This is a genomic window from Bacillus sp. RE35 (assembly GCF_052146655.1).
Lineage (GTDB): Bacteria > Bacillota > Bacilli > Bacillales > Bacillaceae_G > Bacillus_A > Bacillus_A cereus.
The window spans coordinates 1,286,013-1,306,526 of sequence record NZ_CP197377.1 but is presented as its reverse complement, the minus strand read 5'-3'; the positions used below and the strand labels follow the sequence as shown (position 1 = coordinate 1,306,526).

Sequence of the window (20,514 nt, the reverse complement as noted above, 5' to 3'; positions counted from 1 at the left end):
TCCTTTCTATGTAAAAGGAATATTTTTTGATTATTCTAAAAATTTAATTGAATTATCACATGAGAACGCTTTTTTGTCAATATAGTTTCGTGGTTCTTCTTTAAAATAGGCTATTCATATGTCTATACTCCTATCTATTTCATTTTGCACATAAAAAATACGCTATTCTTTAATTAAAGAATAGCGTATTTTCCTCATTTTTTATTCCGCATTAACGGGCAGCCCGATTGGTGAGGGCTACTAATCAGTGGGGAATGAACAAAACCCCCACTGAATAAAGTTTCACTTTATTTCTTTATTGCATTATACAAAAACTGCGCGTATTGTTCACGTGTTACGAAATTATCTCCTAAAAAATTCCCTTCCCCGTCGCCTTTTGATATTTTATTATCCACTAAAGCTTTCACATATCCTTTCGCCCAATGGCCATTTGGTACATCTTTAAAATTCTCTGCACTATTTTCATTTTCTTTTAACTGAAATACTCTTTGTAGTACTACTGACATTTCATATCGAGTTAATACTCCATCCGGACGGAACATACCATTTCCATAGCCTGTCATAATTCCAGCTTGAACCACTGCATCAATAGCCGTTTCATACATATTTCCTTTCGTATCTATAAATGCCGTTTTTTGTTCTAGATTATTTTCTAATTTTAAATACCTTTGTATTAGAAGTGCTACTTGTCCACGAGTAATGTTATCACCAAATCCAAATTCACCATTTCCATAGCCTATAAATAATTTTTCTTTCGCTAAGTAATTAATTGCTTCTTCTGACCAATGTCCCTTTGGTACATCTTTAAATTCTACCACTTCTGTTTTCTCATCTTCTTTAGATGTATTACCGTCTTTACTTTCTACTACATTTTGAATAACAGATCCTGTAAAGAAGATTCCTGTATCCGCGAATGGATCTTTCACACCAAATTCATATACTTTCTCACCTGGTGTACTCCATTTCACTACACCATTACTATACGTACCATTATCGCTCTTCAGACGGATTTTCGTAGAAATCTCACCATCTTTTTCATATATAGGTACTTTTACTTCTTTATTTACTTCTGTTTCCTCTAAAAATACTTTTTGATTTTGGACATTAATATAAGCCGTCTTACTTAGTTCTATAACTGGTCGGACATCACGGATTTCATTTGCAACAAAACTTAGAAATACTAATTTTTTTAAATTACTAACTGGTGATAAGTCTGAAATATAATTCGCTTCTAAATCAAGCTTTTGTAAGTTTACTAAACTTGATAATGGAGTAATATCCTTTAACTCATTGTTAGGTAAGTGTAATTGTTTTAACTGTGTCATCTTACTTAGAGGAGTAACATCTTTTATTTCATTTTTCCCGATCCACAATTCTTCTAATTGCTTCATTTGCTCAATGCCGGATAAATCTTTAACTTTATTACGTGTTAATACTAAGTCTGTTAAAGGTAATGAATATAACGCTTTAATATCTTCAATTTGATTACCTGCTAAAGTTAAGTATGTTACATTTTTCAAAGCGCTTAATGGAGCAACGTTCGTAATTTTATTATTTGCTAAATTCAAGTAATCTAGTTGTTCCATTTTCGCTAATGCTGTTACATCTTCTATTTGGTTGCCTGATAGATATAAACTTTTTACATTTTTCATTTCAGTTAGTGGTGCAACGTTTGTAATTTTATTATTACTTAAATCAAGAGATTCTAAATTATCCATCTTAACAAGTGGCGTTACATCTGCAAATTCATTACCACGCAAAGCTAAATGATTTAATTGCTTTAAGTTCGCAAAGAACGACGGGTCTTTTATCTTCGCATTCGCAACTGTTAAAGATTTTAAATTTGGCATATATTTTAATGCACTATAATCAAGTATCTCATTTGTATTTAAAAATAAATCCTTTACTTGTAATAACTCTTCTTTCGTAATTGGTGTATTTAAATCTTTTCTATTAAATACTTTTTTATTCACAAGTTCTCTTAATTTGTTATCTGTTATCATATTTTGATTATCAACTGGATTATCCGTTTCCGTATTTCCTGAATTAGAGTTATCATCTGGTTTCTCTGTTTCTTTGTTACCTACAGTTGGATCTTTAATTTCAAATTGAACTTGATATTTGTGATCATATCCAATAGCTGGAATAAGTATATGCATTTGCATATTGTGCTTCTTCTCAAACTCGCCAATTTCAAATTGAACTACCTTCGTTCCATTCTTCCTCTTATCTTCTGACAAAACCTTCACATCATGAAATACACCAGGCTGGTTTTTATCTTCTATTCTAAGATATTGAAAATAATCGCTATCTTGCATTGTTACAGTGACAATTTTTTTGCCAGCTGCAATCGTTACTTTAGGATCTTTTATATATTGAGAAACCATAGATGGCTCATCTTTTTGGTCCTTATATATTTTAATCTCAGTATCATACGTGCGATCACTCGCTGCTGCTACCGATTGATTTGCTTCAACTTTTAATGCCGCTAATGCTGGAGTAGAATACGTAGCAAATGGAATTGCTAATGTTGTCGCTACTACTAGCGCCTTCATATAATTTTTTTTCAAAATAATATCCCCTATCATATACAATTTTTATAATTGATAACCCTTATCAATTACCCACAAATAAATGATAATGAATATCATTATCATTGTCAATGAGAATATTACATTAAATTTATATTTTTAAAGATAAAAAATAAAAAGCCCTTTATTCAAAGGGCTTTTTTACCTATCGTATGAAGAATTTCACTTTTTTCCTTCTCATTGATGACACCAATTTTTTGCAAAATATTCGCGTACAATACAAGTTTATTATATATTCGTTCTGACATGTTCTCCCTTCTTTCCTTCGACCAACTTTTTTTGTATTGGTAAATTATATGAAAGAGATGAGAAAATGTGTCCACTTTTTGCATAAATGCAAATCTTTTATTTTACGATTTGCAGACAATAAAACTCCCTCCTAAAAATTAGGCGGGAGTTTAGGCACTTTCACTTTATTTAACAAACTGTCCACTGAATATTATGCTTCATAAGTTCTTCTTCAAAACTATATGGCATTTTTTTATCACAAATTACATGTTGAATACGTGAAAATGCTGCTATACGATAATTCCCTTTCACGCCTACCTTCGTATGATCACATAAAATATATGTCTTCTCAGCTAATTTCATCATCGCCTCTGACAATTTCGCTTTCTCTAATTCAAAGCTGGAAACTCCAAAACTAGGTAATAACCCATCAATCGAAACGAACGCTTTATGAAAATGGAATTGCTGTATTACTTGCTGAGAAATAGACCCTGATACACGCGAATGCTTTGGAGATACTTTTCCACCTATAAATAAAACTTCACCGTGAAACATCTTTTTATTAATAGAAGAAATTAATTGTGTTGCGACTGGAAATGAACTTGTTACAATCGTTAAGTTTTTACGATGAACAAGGTATGGAACCATTTGAAGCGGTGTACTTCCATCATCAATTGCAATGACATCACCATCTTCTACAAATGTCGCTGCTTTATAACCAATTCTTTTCTTCTCTTCTATATGTAGCATTTCTCTTTCTAACATTGGCGCCTCTACCCCAGCGCCTGGAAGTTGAACAGCTCCACCATACACTTTTTTCAGCTTCTTTTCACGATCTAATTCTTCTAAATATCGACGAATCGTTTCTGTTGATACAGCAAATTCTCTCGCTAATTCTGAAACCTTTACTTTTCCTTTAAATTCTACCTTTTCAAGAATGGTTCGCTTTCTTTCTTCTCCTACTACAGACATAGATTCACCTCATTTATATCTCCCTCATAAGCTTCCTTACTTATACAAAGTTATAATTTTCTTTGTAAGTAGAAACTTCTTCATGAATATGAATACCGCGCTTTGCTAGTTCATCAAAAATTAATTGTGGATTTTCAAAAGCTTCTTCAGGCGTAACAACACCCACCCTACTTGCATTTCCAGTTGCAATTAACTCTGCAGCAATCCCAAATGGAATACCGACGTTTCTCGTATACGCCCTTAATTTTTCCCATCCTACAACAGAACCATCAGATAACGGATGTGTATGATATAACACATGTCTTTGCTTCTCATTATTTTTCATACCTATTACTTCTACATGAAGTGCATAACCATAAAGCTCTGTTTCTTGTCCTTCTTTCGATTGCAATAAATACTGCGAAATACAATCCATAATGCCTATTTCTTTCCCGTTTATTTCAATCTGATCATTACGCAATATGCCGTAATCATATAAAGCACGTACAAGTTGCATATTTTGCTTCGGCCAAGTTCCTCTCGTCTCTATCAGTTTGACACCTTTATTTTCTAGTGCCTTTGCTAACGTAATCGTTTCAGAATGCGGAATGATATACTGCGTTTCCTTACCATAAGGCGCTGGCAATTCTATTTCTCTCGGACGCGCAAACGGAAGTACTTGTTTAAATTCACCATCTTCATACACTGTACGCGATGGTAAATGTGGATCATATTCATATGTCGTTGTCTCTGTAATTGAAGCAGAAAAAGCAATCGGACGATACGAACCGTGACTTACGCGGACAGACTCTACAGTATCCAGTTGATTTGCTGCATGCATTGCCATCATTTGCGTTACACCTGGCGTCATACCAAACCCAGGCAAACATGTTTTTTCATTTTGAACAAATATAGCATGCGATTCATTTTCTTCACCAAATCCATTTAAGTTCACACCGTGACAGCCTGCTTCTGCAATACAGCGAGTCGACAATCCATTTAGCTTTATCGTCGTACCGTCCATTACAATGTCATAACCTTTCATTTTTGCAACCGTATCCTCGTGATTTGTTACATCTACTTTTACAAAATCAACACGAGGATCGTTGAGCCATTCTACTACTTTACGGCCCTCTTCCTCGTTAAAATCGGCCACAGTAATCGTCTCAAAAGATGAAAATTGAACTAAATCCAAAATAGCTTCACGACAAATTTTACCTGCTCCACCTAAGCAAAATACTTTCACCCAATAACAACTCCTTTAGCAATACTATCAACTAAGCGATTAATATCTTCTTCATGTACATCACCGATATTTCCAATGCGGAACGTATCTACTTTCGAAATTTTCCCAGGGTAAATAACAAATCCATAACGCTTTAATTCGTTATATAACTGTTGAAACTCAAACCCCTCTTTTGGATAAATGAAAGATGTAATAATAGGAGATTGATATTTCTTATCTACTAGTGGCTTAAATCCGATTTCTTCCATTCTATTCACTAGTAGTTTTTGATTGTTGTAATATCGATTGTAACGTGCTCTTACTCCACCTTCTTTTTCTAACTCAAGTAGCGCTTGATAAAAAGCATGTACAACATGTGTAGGTGAAGTAAAACGCCATTTCCCATTTTGTTTTTCCATCGTTTCCCACTGATCATATAAATCAAGAGATAAAGAGCGTCCTTGCCCTTTACACTTCAATAATTCATCACGTTTTGCGATTACAAATCCGAATCCAGGAACCCCTTGAATACACTTATTCGCACTACTAATTAAAAAATCAATTTGTAAATCAGCAATGTCTATTTCAATCCCGCCGAAACTACTCATCGCATCAACAATTGTAACCTTTCCATACTGCTTTCCTAATTTACATACATCTACAATTGGATTTATAATGCCTGTCGTTGTTTCACAATGAACAACTGCAATATGCGTAATCTCTTTATCTTCTTCCAATAACTTTTCTACTTCTACAATATTAGTAGGTTCCCACTCTTCTGTTTGGCTGACCACTACATCAATCTGTAACATCTCTGCCATTTGTACAATGCGCTTACCGTACGCACCATTTGTACAAACGAGAAGCTTCCCATTTCCCTGAATAACAGAGCCAATTACTGCTTCAACTGAAAACGTACCGCTTCCTTGCATTAACACTGTTGTATATTTCTCTTCTTCCTTCGTCGCTAACGATACAAGTTTAGCTCTTACTTCTTGCACCATCGTATTATATTCAACATCCCACGTACACCAATCGTATAGCATAACTTCTTTTACTGATTTTGTTGTCGTTAATGGTCCTGGTGTTAATAATAAGTAGTGATTTTCATTCATGATCCCGTACCCCTTTTATGAAATAATAAGTTCTTGTTTCTCGATATGTTCCATTACGTTTTCGAGCTCCTGCATCGTTTCAATCGTAAAATGAGCCCCATTTTCAACAAACCGATTACGAACTATTTCTATTTTTTCACGAAGCTCTACCGAATCCATACTCTCCACTTCCTCTTCCGTTAAACCGAGCTCACTACTTCCAAGAATTACACCAACTGTCCACATTCCAGCATTTCTACCTTCTTTCATATCTGATACTGTGTCCCCTACCTTTATCATATGGTTCATCGGATACACACCAAGTTCCATTGCATTTTTATAGCACATCCATGGGTATGGGCGGCCTGCTGGAACATCATCTGGCGTAACAAGAAAATCAGGTTTATATCCTTGTAACGCTGCTTCCTTTGCTACAATTTCCATCATTTCTCTCGTATAGCCCGTTGTTGAACCGATTTTAATGCCTCTCTCACGTAAAGAAGCGATTACTTCTTTTACCTCATCAATCGGCGTAGCATAACTTGGTAAAATAGAAAAGAGAATTTCTTCAAACTCTTCATACATCTCATGGATGTCTGCTTCTGTTGGTAATTGACCGAAGACACGCTTCCACTCATCCGCAATACGAGGCATTTCTGTTAGTGCCCTTACATGATCTATTTTTAATAATCCCATTGGCTTACGTGCTTCTGCTGCTGTAATTTCAACGCCACGTTTTTGAAAAATCTTCATGAATACTTCTAGCGGTGCAAAACATCCGTAATCAACCGTCGTACCTGCCCAATCAAAAATAACTGCTTCAATTTTCATTCTGTCCATCACCCTTCTTACTTATCTTTTTTGCCATTGTGAAGTTCGGTTACGAAGTGCTTTCGTTCCCCATTCATATACAACTCTCACTACAATATTTGTAACAACAATAAGTACACTCATTGCAGCTGCTGGTGCTACATTTCCTGCATCATCCATATTTACGATTGATACGGCAGCTAGTTTAAAATCAGCTGCATATAGGAATACAACTGCCGATACAGTTACCATTGAATTTACGAAGTAGTACATTACCATTTCTAAAATTGCTGGTAAACACATTGGTACTGTTACTCGGAAGAATGTTTTATAAAACGGAATACCCATCGACTGCGAAACAAGCTCAAACTCTCGGTCTAATTTCTTTAAGGCAGTCGTTGCCGTGACAAATGTTACAGAATAAAAATGAATGATATTTACTAGTACTAATACAGCAATTGTTCCGTATAAAGAATGAAACGGATTCGTTACTGATAGTCCAAGAATTTGAATCGTTGGTTGACTAAAGAAAAAGACATATCCTAATCCGAGTACTAAACCTGGTATCGCTAACGGCACTATAGAGAAAAAGTAACCTGTTTTTCTGAAAAATTGTAGCTGGTCTATTTTCTCAATTGCATATGCGAATACAAATGTTAAAATCGCCCCAATAACTGCTGTAACTGCTGAAACAATTACGCTATTTTTAAATGCTTCAAGTCCATCTCCTGTTAAACTTGAAAAATTAAAATGCTCAAATGTAAAACTCATATTATATGGCCATACTTTCACACTTGCAGCAATACCAACTGCAACAAATAATAGAATGATCATAAGTGTAATCACACTACAATATATGAATGAGATTACATCTCTTTTCTTATTAGCTATTATTCTGTATGGTACTGCTTTTGAAGATAAGAAATTCGCCTGCTTTCTTTGCGTAATACGATCAACTACAAATGCGAATATAGCTGGGATTAATAAAATCATTCCGACAGTTGCACCCATCGGCATATTTTGCTGTCCAATTACTTGTTTGTATACGTCAGTAGCAAGCACATTATATTGACCACCAACAATTTTTGGTGCCCCAAAATCAGTAAAACTAAGTGTAAACACAACAAACATTGCACTAATTAATCCGTACTTTACACTAGGTAAAGTAACCGTGAAAAATTGCTTTGTTTTACTCGCCCCTAACATATTAGAAGCTTCATATAAACGATAATCAGATCCTTGGAAGGCAATTAGCAATATAAGAAAGGCTTGTGGAAATGTATACATAACTTCAGCTATTACAATTCCTACTGGTCCATATAAAGGGATTTGTATACCTTCAAATAAACCAAACATTCCTTTCGTTACTAGCCCTTGATTACCAAATAAATATGTAAGTGCTATACCGTGCATCATCGTTGGTGCGAACAATGGTAATAACGCTACATACTGAAATACACGCTTTCCAAAAACATTCGTACGGGCAATTGCATATGCGTAAACGAATGCGATTGCAACTGAAATAATTGTTGTTGCGCCCGAAATCCATACTGTATTTTGTAAAGACTGAACTAAAGTTGGTGTTGTGAAATATTTACTGAAATTCGCTAAACCAACGAAAACTCCATCTTTATTATAAAAAGCCTGTGTAAATAGTTGTAATAGCGGTAATACAAGTATGATAAGGAAAGAAAAAATCATACCGATAATTACGAGCCGTTGGATCCATTCCTCTTTCCCTATACTTCTCTTAATCTTTTTTTTCGTACTTTCTACCTTATAGTTTTCTAACATCTCCATCTATACAATGACCTTCTTTCCATATGACAACATATGATTTTCTGAGAAAGAGATTTGAATCGGCTTTCCTTTTCTAATAGCCGTTGCTTCTACTTCTGATGCTAATATATCCACTACAATTTTCTCATTATAAAGGTGTGTGTTTTCTTCTAAGACTCGCACTTCCGTCCGATATACAGATCCGCGAAATTCCATACTTTCCACAACTGTTTTAATACCGTCCTTTTGTACAATTGTTACATGTTCAGGACGAATTGCATGTTCTTCGTTATTTTTCGAAAAGAAATTAATAGAACCAATAAAATCTGCCACAAACGGATTGGCTGGTCTTTGATAAATCTCCTCTGGTGTTCCAATCTGCATAATTTCCGCATGATTCATTACAACAATTTTATCAGCCATTGTTAATGCCTCTTCTTGATCATGCGTTACCATAATCGTCGTTACTCCTATTTTCTCTTGCAAATCACGCATTTCCCTACGTAATTTTTCACGCACTTTTGCATCTAAAGCTGATAACGGCTCATCGAGTAACAAAATATCTGGAGACAGAGCGAGCGCACGTGCAAGTGCTACTCGCTGCTGTTGTCCACCAGACATTTGAGCAGGATATTTATCTTTTACATTCAGCAAATCTACAAGTTTTAACGCATCTAGCGCTTTCTCTTTCACTTCTGCTTTCCCATATTTTTTTGTCTTTAAGCCGTATTCAATATTTTCAAGTGCTGTTAAATTCGGAAATAAAGCATACGATTGGAAAACCATTCCGAAGTTTCTCTTTCCAGGAGGCAATGCTGTAATATCTTTTCCATTCACAGCTATACTGCCAGTCGTTGGTTCCTCTAGTCCCGCTAAAATGCGAAGCAACGTCGTTTTCCCACAGCCACTCGGGCCTAATAAACAAACAAACTCATTTTTGTTCACAGTAAAAGAAATATCTTTTAACGCTGTAAATGCATCAAACTGTTTTTGAATGTGTTGAATTGATAAATATTCGCTCATTTTTCTCTCTCCCACTCACTTACTTTTTCGGTTCTGCTTTTTGGCCAAACTCTTTTTCCCATTTTTCTAAAATTTTGTCACGATTTTCTGCTGCCCATTTAAAGTCATTCTTTTTATATAATTTTTCAGTAACATCTTTCGGGAATCCCTCTGGAAGTTTATAATCATTTTTAATTGTCGCAAATCCATTTTTCTCAAAGTATAACTTCATTACATCATCAGTAATTGCCCAATCTAAAAATGCTTGTGCTAATTTATCATTTTTCGCATTATCTTTCTTAATAAGTGCGTTCGCTTCTACTTCCCACCCTAATCCTTCTTTCGGCAGTACAACTTCAACTGGTGCACCTTTTTGTTTCTCTTTTAAAGCACTATAAACCATTGATACACCGACTGGATATTCACCTGCTCCTGCTAATTTCGCTGGTTTTGATCCTGAATGCGTATAACTTGCCATATTATCATGAAGTTTCTTCATGTAATCCCAGCCTTTATCTTCACCCATGATTTGTAGCCATGCAGAAACTGTTAAAAATCCTGTTCCAGATGATGCTGGATGTGGCATAACAAGTGTTCCTTTATACTCTGGTTTCGTTAAATCTTCATATGATTCTGGCATCGGTAAATTTTTCTTCTTTAACTCTTCTTTATTTACAGCAATCCCCGTCATAAATGCAGTATTTCCTACCCATTTTTCAGGTTGCTTATCATCTTTAAATTGTGGAAGAACACGATCTGCTCCTTTTGGAGAGTATCCTTTTAACATATCTTTTTTATCTAAAGCTAATAGACTTGATGCCGCAGTTCCCCATACAACATCTGCTTGTGTATTTTTCCCTTCAGCTAGCAATTTCGCAGTAATAACTCCTGTTGAATCACGTACAATGTTCAATTTCACATCAGGATATTTCTTTTTAAAGGAATCAAGATAAATTGGTACAAGCTCTTCTTCAATTGCTGTGTAAACAGTTAATGATCCAGATAATTTGTCATCTTTCACTTTCGCTCCAGCACTTTCTTCCTTCTTTGCACCACACCCCATTAATAACGAAAATACCATTCCAGTCGCTACAGCTTTAAAGATTGTTTTTTTCACTGTTTCTCTCTCCTTTTACAAATCTTATGTACAACTCAAATATAAACAACTAGTGTAAAAGCAGTATTAAACCAACATTAATCTTTTGTTTGTTGTTTGTTTTTGTGTAATACGTTGCTACTTCTATGTTTTTTCGCATTTTTCTGCTAATAGAAAACACTAAATTTACAAATAATTAAAAAAACCTTTATAATCCCACAAAAAAATGAGGCGTTTGTAAAAAACGCCTCATTTTTGTTTCCCTTTTTTTGAATTACGATTAGCATACTTTGCGCTATTTTCTCCTTCATACTCTAATGCAAATTCTGCATCTGGTAAGCTTTCTTTCGGAGTTTTATTATTATTGATTGCCGCATTTTGTTTCACTTTTCTTTTTACCAATACATTCACCTGCTCTCAAGAAATCACTTTCTACTCTAGTTTGAAACAACTTAAAATAATTATTACTGGCAAGTGTTAACAAGTACATAAGAGGCGTTAGATGGAAATACTACGTATGAAGAAATCATTATAAAAAGGAGCGATAATTTTGAAGAAAAAAGAAAAGATTCAATCACCAATTTTAGACGAAACGCTCCCGCATCAAATGAATTTTCCATCTTTTAAAGGAACAGGAAAAACGATGCAACAACCTTTTGTGAATCAATATGATGTTGTAATTGGAGACAGTAAATATAATTCCGAGAACAGTCCACTTAACAATTGGAGTGATAAAATAGATCCTGCCATTATGGCTGGCGATGAGTGGATCCATCCTACAAATGATATTGGGTGGATTTCAGAAGAAAATCAAGAGTTGCTAAAAAACGAAGCGGATAATAAAAATGAAGCTTTTATGCATCCACAATTTGGAATTAACGACTAAAAAACCATTCTACCTAACGTAGGTAGAATGGTTTCATACTATCCAATAATAATCCGCTCTTTCGGGTATTTATAGCGAGGTGGTTGTTCCCTTCCACCACTAGCTAAAATAAATGTTAAAATACCAACGCGTCCGATAAACATAAGCACAATAAGTACAAGTTTCCCAACAGTTGTTAAATCAGGCGTAACACCTGTTGATAGTCCCGTCGTTCCGAAAGCAGAACAAACTTCAACAATTAAGCTCATAAGCGGTACATTTTCCGTAATAGATAAAATGAATAGCGCAGTAGCACATAACAAAATCCCCATCGTCATAACGACAGATGCTTTCAGTACATCCTCTTCATGTAGCTGACGTTTGAAGACTCTAACTGTTCTACCACCCCTTGCAAAGGTATATAGTGACAATATACTAACAGCAAATGTTGTTGTACGTATTCCGCCCCCAACCGAACTTGGAGATGCCCCTATAAACATTAATATACTCATAAATAAAAGCGTCGGTTGTGACAATTCACGTATATCCATCGTAGCAAGTCCACCACTTCTCGTCGTCACAGATTGGAATAATGTATAAAATACAGTTTCATGCCATGACTTTCCTACTAAAAAATGATTTCTCTCCAGTAAAAAAATCATAATTGTACCAACAACAACGAGTGCAAAAAATGTTGTTGTCGTCAGTTTTGTAAATAATGAAAAACGGAATAATTGTTGTCTCCTTTTACTAAGGAATTGTTTCACTTCCATTAGCACAGGGAAACCAATCGCTCCTAAAATAATTAGTAACATATGAATCATTTGAACAATATAATCTTTTTTATAAGGAATTAATGATTGTCCTGTTAAATCAAATCCGCCGTTCGTAGTCGCACTAACAGCTGCAAAGAAACCGTGAAAATAAGCTTCTTTCCAAGTCGGAAAGTAAAGTAAAAATCTTGTACCTAATAGGATTGCTCCAATAAGTTCTATTGAAATAATTACAATCAAAATAGAACGCATCAATTCTACAAGACCCGATAAATTCCCTTGATTATGGTCTGCCATAATTAATCTTCTTCTTTGCAAACCAATCTTTTTCCCCGTAATGATCCAAACAAATGTACCAAGCGCCATAATTCCTAAGCCGCCTAATTGTAGAATAAGGGCTAAAACAATAATTCCTGCTGTAGTAAACGTATCTGAAATCGTAATAACAGACAGTCCCGTAACGCTTACCGCACTAACCGATGTAAAAAGCGCATCTATAAATGTCCATTTCACACCAGGCTTCGTAACAAACGGTAAACTAAGCAATATCACCGATACAACTACTGCTAACAAATAAAACAAAACGATGAGTTGTACAGGACGTAATTTTTGTAAAAACTTTTTTATATCTCTCATTCCATCACTTCGCTACCTTTTTTCTATCGATTAAATAAAGAAAAATCTTTACTTTCTTTATTTGTAAATAACTGCTCAAATAATTTGGCAAAGACCATTCCATATACAGTTCCATTACCTCCATACGGCAATGCGTAAAACAAATTATGTATCTTTTCGTCTTCTTTTAAAATGGGGAGACCATCATGAGTACCACCAAATGCGGCTGCCCAATAGTAGTCTGCCTGTATATTTTTATACTGCGGGAACATCTCTTTTACAATATTAATAAGGATATCACGCTTATGCAATAATTTCGTATCACCAATTGTTTGAATTTGCAGCGCTTCATCTAATCCGCCTACTATAATGCGGCTTCGATACGTTCGAAAATATAAGTAGGGCCGTGCCGTTTCCCAAATTAACGATCGCTCATGCCAGCCTTCAAACTGATCTATTTCATTTGTTACAATTGCATAAGAGGTGTCTACTGTTGTATTTTTTCTTTCTTTCTTTCCAAAAAGCGCTTCATAACCTGTCGCCATAATAATATTCTTTGCTACAATTTGATTTCCTATTTTCGTGTAACAAATTAAATCATTTTTACGTTTTTTTATATGTATTGCCTCTGTATGTTCATATATATTAGCTCCCATTTGATTTGCTTTATGCAAAAGACTGTGCGCTAATAAATACGGATTCACCTCGGCATCACCGTGTGTATATAATGCCGCTTGTTTTATGAAAGGATAACGTTTCTTAATATCAGATTCTGTAAAATACTCAACAGGAAATCCATAATTCTGTAACGTATTGTACTCCTCTTGTAAAAATGAGACATCCTCACTTTTACTTGCATAATATAAACTACTTCTCAGAATAAAATAGGGATCAATATCGAGAGTAGGTACCACTTTCTCCATTGTCCGTAACGCTTCGTAACACAGTTTATATGCTCGTACCCCTTTTTCTTCACCAAATGTATGGATAAGTGAGGTTAACGATTTATCATGAAGAAACTGTAATACACCTACATTTGCAAATGTACTACCACATGCAATTTCTCTTTTTTCAATAAGCATTACACTCATACCTATTTTCGCTAAAGAATACGCTATATGGGCACCTGCTTCGCCACTTCCGACTACAAGCACATCACATATCATATCATTTCCTAACGGTGGATAACAAGGTACTGAAACTCCTGTATTCCAAAACAACTTACCTGTCATAAGTTTCATAATTATACTCCTAAAATATAAATTTCTCCTTTCTATGTTTTGTTATTTTTCATAAAAAAATCCAACTAACATAGGCTAGTTGGATTTTTTATTTTTAATTAGAACGCTCTTCAAGCCAATTTCCAATCGTCGGATATGTTTGTTTTACAGCTGTTCCACCGTAAACGATAGACATATGCCCTGTTGGTAAACATACATATTGTTTATCTGTGCTAGAAATATGGTCTAGTAATGCTTCTACTTGACATGGCAAAGCGATATGATCACGTTTCCCGGAAATATTTAAGACATTCGCCTTAATATTTGCAAGATCTACCTTTTGTCCGCGAATAACGAGTTCACCCTTAACCAATTTATTATTTTGATAAAAATCACGAATCCACTGTCTGTATGATTCACCTGGGAACGGAATACCATCACCAACCCACTTTTGAACCAATCTCCAGCTTTCGACGAAGCGTTCATTCTCTGAACGATCTACTAGAGCAACATATGGACCAACAAAGTTCGTAATTGGCTTTAACATTTTGTTTCCGAAATCAATCATTTCTGGCGGAATATTTCCAAATGTATCAACCGCTTTATCTAAATTGAAGTATTTCTCATCTAATAAAGGACCATACAATCCTGTTTCAGAGAAATCAAAAGGACTTGTCATGAAAATTAAATTACGAATTGGCATGTGCGGATGAAGCGCTGCATAAATAGAAGTTAGCGTTCCACCCATGCAATAACCAAGTAAAGAAATCTCGTCCGATTTTGCAGTTCGCATTACTTTTTTTACTGCTTTTGCAATATAATCAAACACGAAATCATCAAATTTCAAATGACTATCTTCTAAACCAAATGTGCCCCAATCAAGCATATATACATCAAAACCACGATCCACTAGATATTCCACTAAACTATTTCCAGGAGTTAAATCCATAATATATGGTTTATTAATAAGAGCATATATTAACAGAATTGGAACTCTTTGTGTTTTTTCTTGTTTTGGAATGTAGCGATAAAGCTTCGTCTTATTCTTCGTCCAAATAACCTTTTTCGGCGTTAATCCGACTTGCGGCTCTGGTTCACGTAATAAAATTTCACTCGCCCTTTTCACTCGGCGGTATGCTTTTCGGTACTCTTCTGGGTATAGCTCTAATTGCTTTTCCCATTCTGTTGCGAATGTAGTCATTTTTCTATCTCCTTTTTGGTCGATTTCCTTCTTAAAAAAAAAGAAGTGCATTCCTGCTATGGATATGCACTTTTTTCTTACTTCATTACATATATAATCCGCCGTTAATGTTTAATTGTTGACCTGTGATATACGCACCGTCACGGCATAGGTATACTACACCTTTTGCAATTTCATCAGCTTGACCAAAACGTTTTTTCGGGATTTTTGCAACGATTTTTTGACGTACTTCTTCTGGTACTTCTGCTACCATTTCAGTATCAATAAATCCTGGGCAAATAGCATTTACAGTGACATTTGTTTTTGCAAGTTCTAACGCTAATGATTTTGTAAATCCTAACATACCCGCTTTTGCTGCTGAGTAGTTTGTTTGGCCAAATCCACCTGCTTGACCAATAATAGAAGAAATGCTAATAATTCTTCCTTCTTCTGCTTCCGTTATGTATGGAAGAACCGCACTTGTCGTATTAAATACGCTGCTTAAATTCACGTCAATTACGCGCTCCCAATCTTCACGATTTAACTTTTTGAATGTACGGTCTCTTGTAATACCAGCATTATTAACAAGAATATCAACTTTACCAAAATGATTCACAGTTTCTTCTACAAGTCGGTTTGCATCTTCTACTTTAGAAACATCCGCTTGCACTGCATAAACGTCATGTCCTTCTTTTCCTAATTCATTTACTAAATTTTCAGCTGCTTCTTTACTGCTATTATAGTTAATAACTACTTTCGCTCCCTCTTGTGCTAATGCTACTGTAATTGCTTTTCCAATTCCTTTTGCTCCACCTGTTACGATTGCTACTTTTCCATTTAATTGAACCATTTCTTTTCCCCCTTAAATGAATTTGTGAACGATTGTTATGAATCATTTTGGTACTCATACTATAGAGTCCATATATAATTATGTTTCGCTGTTTATACGTGAAAAGAGATTCTCCCTCTCTCTTTTATCTGTTATAAACAAGCGCTTTTATCATTTTTTATTTTCTGGTTTATTCGCAGGCTTTACCTCTTCTTTTACAGGTACTTGTAGTTTAGCTAGTACTGCATTTTGCTTTTCTAGCAATTCTAAAATTTGATCTACTTTTGTTTCAAGCGTACGAATATCTTGTTTTACTTTCGTTACATCACGCTTTAATGTAGGAGCTTGCCCTAAAGAATCTACTTTCTCCTCTAGAAACTCCTCAATGTTATCTACTTTATTTTCTAAGTTAATAACAAGCGTAGCCACTCTTGCGATATCCTCTTTCGTCGGCACATTTACTTGTTCTAAATAGTTTTTTGTCGTATCATTTAATGCTTTTTGATAAAACAAATTCAAATCTAGAACGCTGCCCATCCAAGCAGAATATTCTTCTGTTTTAATTGTTTCATTGAGCGCTTTTCCCCAAAATGTTTCGGTTTGTTCATAAGCATTTTTCCATGCTTGTAGTGGATCGAATTTTTGATCAATCACTTTACCTACACTCCCTTTTTCGTTTTTGAAACAATTCAACCTATTCACTATTTTCTAATATTCTGAATAAAACTTCAAGTCTATATTTTATTTTTTTCTATTTTCTAACAAATGTGTTGACTTTAAAAACAGATAGGTGTAAATTGCACTTATAAGCAAAAAATTCCATCTAACTGATTCATGAGGTGATGCACAATCATGCTACAAAATGAACCAGAACAACGCGAAAGTTTGGAGAGCAACCAAGCGAAACAACCAAACTCCATGCCAAAAAACTTCTTAGTTCCCTTCTTACTTCTCTGTCTAAAAGACTGGAGTCTTCATGGTTACAAACTTATTCAAATGCTAATGGATATCGGCTTTTCTTCTGTTGACCAAGGTAATGTTTATAGAACACTACGCAAATTAGAAAAAGAAAACCTTATTTCTTCTACTTGGGATACAAGCGATGGAGGGCCGGCAAAAAGAATTTATTCTTTAACTGAATATGGAGAGCAATATTTAACAACATGTGCGACTTCTTTTGAACATTATCAAAATATGTTGCGAACGTTTTTCACGTTATACACCAATGCATTCTTTCCATTTTCTACTTCTCCAGAAAAGGATGAAAAGGATTCTTCATCTTCACCTGGTGGTACAGCAGAGTAATCTGCGTTCACAATATGCAAAAAAACATTTGGGGGTCAAACAATGGAAACTAAACCATACGAATTAGTCGATGCATTTTGGAAAAACTGGTCTCAATCACTTTCCCTTTTCTCTTCAGCTGGGAAGCAATTAGAGCAACTTACTTTAGAAACATTAAAACAACAACAAGACGCTTTGCATAAATTAACATCAGGAGTAGATGAACTAGAAAAAGAACTACAACAACTCACTGCTCAGTTCAATAACCAATATACAGATTACGTGAAACAATTAACTGGAAACTCCTTAAATGATCAAATTAACGAGTGGCAGGACAAATGGAAGGAACTTTCTGCTCATATGCATCAGCTTACTGTTTCTCCTACAAAAACATCATTGTCAATTCTTACCCAAACAAGCGGCCAATTTGAAGAAACAACAAAACAATTTATTGAGCAACAACAATTACAACGTGAAGAGGCTCAAAAACAGTTAGAGGGTTTTTTGGAAGAGTTCAAGTCAAAACAGTTGGAACTCGCAAAAAAGTTCGAGGAAAACTCAAAAAATCTATTTACTTCCATCAAGTAAGAAAAATGTGGGAGCTAACCGCAGCACAAACAAAACTCTTTCTTCCTCCTACTACATCAAGATGGCTAACATTTTTCGATATGGAAAAGAAGGAGGACAAAATGAATCCATTTCAAGAAGCACAAACTGTTCCGGAGCTTCGCTATGATGAGATTCAAGTCGGTGATCAAGCATCCCTTACAAAAACAATTACAGATGAAGATGTTATCAATTTTGCAAAATTGACTGGGGATGTGAATCCTATTCACATTTTAGATTCTTTTGCAAAAACGACAATGTTTAAAGAACGTATTGCTCACGGTATGCTCGTTTCGAGTTTTATTTCTACCATCCTTGGAACGAAACTCCCAGGCAAAAATACGATTTATTTATCCCAAAATGTTTCATTCCGTGCCCCTGTCAAAATCGGTGATACACTTCGCGTTGTGGCAGAGGTTATTAAAAAGCGTGATGATAAAAAAATCATTACGCTGCAAACAAACATATATAATCAATCAGATGATATTGTCGTGGAAGGAACAGCGACAATACTAAAAAAAGAGTAGCAAATTTGCTACTCTTTTTTCTATCCAAGAACTTCTAATCGCACCGATTACTTCCGCGTATGAGTACGTCGTTTCCACATAAAATAACGTTACCAGTTTAGATAAGAACTTAGCTGAACTGGACTACTCATAAGGATGTGTATCAACATGGTAAAAACAAACAAATTATTAGTTCCAGGTGCAGAACAAGCACTTGAACAATTTAAATATGAAATTGCACAAGAATTTGGTGTAAGCTTAGGATCTAATACAGCATCTCGTTCTAACGGTTCAGTTGGCGGTGAAGTAACAAAACGTCTTGTTGCTTTAGCTCAACAACAATTACGTGGATAATAATATAACATATGGCTTAGAGGCAGATATTCTCTGCCTCTTTCTATTTTCAACATACATAATGGTGCTTTTTCACATACTAATCAAAACGAAAGGAGCGATCTGTAAAATGAAACGGATTAATATTAGCATGAGCCCTCCCCGCGTTCTTACTTTGTCTTTTCTTGTATTATCAGTTGTCGGCACATGTTTATTAAAACTACCCATTGCTACGACAACGTCCATTTCATGGCTCGATGCCTTATTTACAACCGTTTCCGCTTGTACTGTTACTGGGCTTGGTGTTGTAGATACTGGAAAAGTATTTACTTTGTTTGGACAATGTGTCATTTTAACGCTTATACAAGTTGGCGGGCTTGGCATTATGAGCTTTGCTGTCTTAATTGCGATTATGCTCGGAAGAAAAATCGGTCTTCAAAATCGAATTTTACTGCAACAAGCATTAAATCAAACGAATATCGGCGGCATCATCCGTCTTGCCAAAGCATTATTTTTATTCTCTTTTACAGTCGAATGTATCGCTACTATAATTCTTTCTTTTGAATGGGTACCAAAATATGGGGTTATGAAAGGGATCTATTATAGTTTTTTCCATTCAATCTCAGCCTTTAACAATGCTGGCTTTTCTGTGTGGAGCGATAATTTAATGTCCCATTCTCATAGCATTCTTGTCAATCTCGTCATTTCCTCTCTCATCATCTTAGGTGGAATTGGTTTTACAGTAATCGTAGACATAAAAAGAAAGAAAAACTTTAAAAACCTTACACTACATTCAAAACTTATGCTCTCTTCTACTCTAATCGTCAACATTATTGCTACCCTTTTTATTTTTATATTCGAGTTCCATAACTCCCTTTCTATGAGAGGTTTTACCCCATTTGAAGAAGGATTGGCCTCTTATTTTCAAGCAATTTCAACGCGAACTGCCGGGTTTAATACTGTTGATATTTCTACATTGTCAAAACCTTCTCTCCTATTAATGATGCTCCTTATGTTTATTGGTGCTGGTAGCGCTTCAACTGGTGGTGGGATTAAGTTAACAACATTTTTAATCATATTTTTTGGCGTATTTAAATTTTTACAAGAACAAGAGGATATTGTCGTATTTAAAAAATCCATTAAAGATACTCTCATTGTCAAATCATTAACCATTACTATTATTTCCATTTCATTTATCTTTTTTGCTATTTTAATTTTGAGTATTACTGAGCGAGTTCCTCTATTGATGAGTGCTTTCGAAGTATTTTCAGCATTTGGGACTGTTGGCCTCAGTATGAATTTAACACCCCACTTAACTATAATCGGAAAAGCTATTATTATCTTTATGATGTTTTTCGGGAAAATGGGTCCTTTAACATTGGCTTTTTCATTTGCTCGTAAAAAGAACCTGAAAATAAAATATCCGAATGAAGATATTTTAACAGGTTGACAACCGTATAAATTATCCATATAATGAGAATACAATAACATATCTCCAAAGGGGAGTAGCGTCCAAGAATATTTCTT

At 35.0% G+C, this 20,514-nt stretch carries 20 protein-coding genes; 6 read left to right on the top strand and 14 right to left on the bottom strand.

The annotated features are described in order from the left end of the window. Window positions 1-287 precede the first annotated feature (287 nt). The 9 genes from ACTL4X_RS06805 to ACTL4X_RS06765 form a co-directional block, all read right to left on the bottom strand. A complete protein-coding gene (locus tag ACTL4X_RS06805) occupies window positions 288-2,588 on the bottom strand; it encodes an NEAT domain-containing leucine-rich repeat protein (RefSeq protein WP_078386599.1) in 2,301 nt (766 codons plus the stop codon). Window positions 2,589-3,008: 420 nt separating this feature from the next. Beyond that, window positions 3,009-3,791, bottom strand: a complete 783-nt coding sequence (locus ACTL4X_RS06800) for a DeoR/GlpR family DNA-binding transcription regulator (protein ID WP_000117666.1) — start codon at window positions 3,789-3,791, stop codon at window positions 3,009-3,011. Window positions 3,792-3,831: 40 nt separating this feature from the next. Continuing rightward, on the bottom strand, window positions 3,832-5,016 hold the full coding sequence (locus ACTL4X_RS06795; RefSeq protein ID WP_000862162.1) for a saccharopine dehydrogenase family protein: 1,185 nt from the start codon (window positions 5,014-5,016) through the stop codon (window positions 3,832-3,834). Beyond that, window positions 5,013-6,110, bottom strand: a complete 1,098-nt coding sequence (gene phnW / locus ACTL4X_RS06790) for a 2-aminoethylphosphonate--pyruvate transaminase (protein ID WP_078385930.1) — start codon at window positions 6,108-6,110, stop codon at window positions 5,013-5,015. Before phnW ends, ACTL4X_RS06795 begins: the two co-directional genes overlap by 4 nt. Before the next feature lie 15 nt (window positions 6,111-6,125). Continuing rightward, complete coding sequence (phnX, locus tag ACTL4X_RS06785; protein ID WP_000687397.1) at window positions 6,126-6,920, bottom strand: phosphonoacetaldehyde hydrolase; 795 nt, start codon at window positions 6,918-6,920, stop codon at window positions 6,126-6,128. Window positions 6,921-6,941: 21 nt separating this feature from the next. Next, window positions 6,942-8,699: a putative 2-aminoethylphosphonate ABC transporter permease subunit gene (locus tag ACTL4X_RS06780; protein ID WP_000425521.1), complete on the bottom strand. Its 1,758-nt coding sequence runs from the start codon at window positions 8,697-8,699 to the stop codon at window positions 6,942-6,944. Then, window positions 8,700-9,701, bottom strand: coding sequence for a putative 2-aminoethylphosphonate ABC transporter ATP-binding protein (locus tag ACTL4X_RS06775; RefSeq protein ID WP_000006197.1), 1,002 nt, complete (start codon window positions 9,699-9,701; stop codon window positions 8,700-8,702). Between the two features lie 19 nt (window positions 9,702-9,720). After that, entirely contained in the window at window positions 9,721-10,797 is a 1,077-nt protein-coding gene (locus tag ACTL4X_RS06770) for a putative 2-aminoethylphosphonate ABC transporter substrate-binding protein (protein ID WP_000750893.1), read from the bottom strand. 228 nt (window positions 10,798-11,025) lie between these two features. After that, window positions 11,026-11,163 (bottom strand): hypothetical protein, encoded by a 138-nt coding sequence (locus ACTL4X_RS06765; RefSeq protein WP_162200384.1) that lies wholly within the window; start codon window positions 11,161-11,163, stop codon window positions 11,026-11,028. A gap of 163 nt (window positions 11,164-11,326) precedes the next feature. Here ACTL4X_RS06765 and ACTL4X_RS06760 point away from each other — a divergent pair, with 163 nt between their 5' ends. Then, a complete protein-coding gene (locus tag ACTL4X_RS06760; protein ID WP_000726025.1) occupies window positions 11,327-11,662 on the top strand; it encodes a DUF3905 domain-containing protein in 336 nt (111 codons plus the stop codon). 38 nt (window positions 11,663-11,700) lie between these two features. Here the strand turns inward: ACTL4X_RS06760 and ACTL4X_RS06755 are convergent, their stop codons facing one another. From ACTL4X_RS06755 to phaR, 5 genes are all read right to left on the bottom strand, one after another. Further along, window positions 11,701-13,050, bottom strand: coding sequence for a TrkH family potassium uptake protein (locus ACTL4X_RS06755; RefSeq protein ID WP_001204705.1), 1,350 nt, complete (start codon window positions 13,048-13,050; stop codon window positions 11,701-11,703). Window positions 13,051-13,073: 23 nt separating this feature from the next. Beyond that, a complete protein-coding gene (locus tag ACTL4X_RS06750) occupies window positions 13,074-14,270 on the bottom strand; it encodes an NAD(P)/FAD-dependent oxidoreductase (protein ID WP_000772573.1) in 1,197 nt (398 codons plus the stop codon). A gap of 94 nt (window positions 14,271-14,364) precedes the next feature. Next, window positions 14,365-15,450 carry a class III poly(R)-hydroxyalkanoic acid synthase subunit PhaC gene (gene phaC, locus ACTL4X_RS06745; RefSeq protein WP_000206340.1) on the bottom strand — a complete coding sequence of 362 codons (1,086 nt, stop codon included), beginning with the start codon at window positions 15,448-15,450 and terminating at the stop codon, window positions 14,365-14,367. 85 nt (window positions 15,451-15,535) lie between these two features. Further along, window positions 15,536-16,279 carry an acetoacetyl-CoA reductase gene (locus ACTL4X_RS06740; protein WP_000250414.1) on the bottom strand — a complete coding sequence of 248 codons (744 nt, stop codon included), beginning with the start codon at window positions 16,277-16,279 and terminating at the stop codon, window positions 15,536-15,538. A gap of 150 nt (window positions 16,280-16,429) precedes the next feature. Continuing rightward, on the bottom strand, window positions 16,430-16,912 hold the full coding sequence (gene phaR / locus ACTL4X_RS06735; protein ID WP_000566942.1) for a polyhydroxyalkanoic acid synthase subunit PhaR: 483 nt from the start codon (window positions 16,910-16,912) through the stop codon (window positions 16,430-16,432). Window positions 16,913-17,110: 198 nt separating this feature from the next. Between phaR and phaQ the strand changes: the two genes are divergently transcribed. The 5 genes from phaQ to ACTL4X_RS06710 all read left to right on the top strand — a co-directional run bounded on the left by phaQ (window position 17,111) and on the right by ACTL4X_RS06710 (window position 20,437). Beyond that, window positions 17,111-17,563 carry a poly-beta-hydroxybutyrate-responsive repressor gene (phaQ, locus tag ACTL4X_RS06730; protein WP_000939955.1) on the top strand — a complete coding sequence of 151 codons (453 nt, stop codon included), beginning with the start codon at window positions 17,111-17,113 and terminating at the stop codon, window positions 17,561-17,563. Between the two features lie 42 nt (window positions 17,564-17,605). After that, window positions 17,606-18,130 carry a polyhydroxyalkanoic acid inclusion protein PhaP gene (gene phaP / locus ACTL4X_RS06725; RefSeq protein WP_000448594.1) on the top strand — a complete coding sequence of 175 codons (525 nt, stop codon included), beginning with the start codon at window positions 17,606-17,608 and terminating at the stop codon, window positions 18,128-18,130. A gap of 101 nt (window positions 18,131-18,231) precedes the next feature. After that, entirely contained in the window at window positions 18,232-18,675 is a 444-nt protein-coding gene (locus ACTL4X_RS06720; protein WP_001067916.1) for a MaoC family dehydratase, read from the top strand. Between the two features lie 147 nt (window positions 18,676-18,822). Next, on the top strand, window positions 18,823-19,008 hold the full coding sequence (locus ACTL4X_RS06715; protein ID WP_000241212.1) for an alpha/beta-type small acid-soluble spore protein: 186 nt from the start codon (window positions 18,823-18,825) through the stop codon (window positions 19,006-19,008). A 109-nt stretch (window positions 19,009-19,117) separates the two neighbouring features. After that, complete coding sequence (locus tag ACTL4X_RS06710) at window positions 19,118-20,437, top strand: TrkH family potassium uptake protein (RefSeq protein ID WP_000822360.1); 1,320 nt, start codon at window positions 19,118-19,120, stop codon at window positions 20,435-20,437. Window positions 20,438-20,514 lie beyond the last annotated feature (77 nt).

What these genes read in the sequence shown, in the direction of transcription:
- ACTL4X_RS06805 (WP_078386599.1), bottom strand. Translation starts at nt 2,588, where the DNA reads ATGATAGGGGATATTATTTTGAAAAAAAATTATATGAAGGCGCTAGTA.
- ACTL4X_RS06800 (WP_000117666.1), bottom strand. Translation starts at nt 3,791, where the DNA reads ATGTCTGTAGTAGGAGAAGAAAGAAAGCGAACCATTCTTGAAAAGGTA.
- phnW (WP_078385930.1), bottom strand. Translation starts at nt 6,110, where the DNA reads ATGAATGAAAATCACTACTTATTATTAACACCAGGACCATTAACGACA.
- phnX (WP_000687397.1), bottom strand. Translation starts at nt 6,920, where the DNA reads ATGAAAATTGAAGCAGTTATTTTTGATTGGGCAGGTACGACGGTTGAT.
- ACTL4X_RS06780 (WP_000425521.1), bottom strand. Translation starts at nt 8,699, where the DNA reads ATGGAGATGTTAGAAAACTATAAGGTAGAAAGTACGAAAAAAAAGATT.
- ACTL4X_RS06775 (WP_000006197.1), bottom strand. Translation starts at nt 9,701, where the DNA reads ATGAGCGAATATTTATCAATTCAACACATTCAAAAACAGTTTGATGCA.
- ACTL4X_RS06755 (WP_001204705.1), bottom strand. Translation starts at nt 13,050, where the DNA reads ATGAGAGATATAAAAAAGTTTTTACAAAAATTACGTCCTGTACAACTC.
- ACTL4X_RS06750 (WP_000772573.1), bottom strand. Translation starts at nt 14,270, where the DNA reads ATGAAACTTATGACAGGTAAGTTGTTTTGGAATACAGGAGTTTCAGTA.
- phaC (WP_000206340.1), bottom strand. Translation starts at nt 15,450, where the DNA reads ATGACTACATTCGCAACAGAATGGGAAAAGCAATTAGAGCTATACCCA.
- ACTL4X_RS06740 (WP_000250414.1), bottom strand. Translation starts at nt 16,279, where the DNA reads ATGGTTCAATTAAATGGAAAAGTAGCAATCGTAACAGGTGGAGCAAAA.
- phaQ (WP_000939955.1), top strand. Translation starts at nt 17,111, where the DNA reads ATGCTACAAAATGAACCAGAACAACGCGAAAGTTTGGAGAGCAACCAA.
- phaP (WP_000448594.1), top strand. Translation starts at nt 17,606, where the DNA reads ATGGAAACTAAACCATACGAATTAGTCGATGCATTTTGGAAAAACTGG.
- ACTL4X_RS06720 (WP_001067916.1), top strand. Translation starts at nt 18,232, where the DNA reads ATGAATCCATTTCAAGAAGCACAAACTGTTCCGGAGCTTCGCTATGAT.
- ACTL4X_RS06715 (WP_000241212.1), top strand. Translation starts at nt 18,823, where the DNA reads ATGGTAAAAACAAACAAATTATTAGTTCCAGGTGCAGAACAAGCACTT.
- ACTL4X_RS06710 (WP_000822360.1), top strand. Translation starts at nt 19,118, where the DNA reads ATGAAACGGATTAATATTAGCATGAGCCCTCCCCGCGTTCTTACTTTG.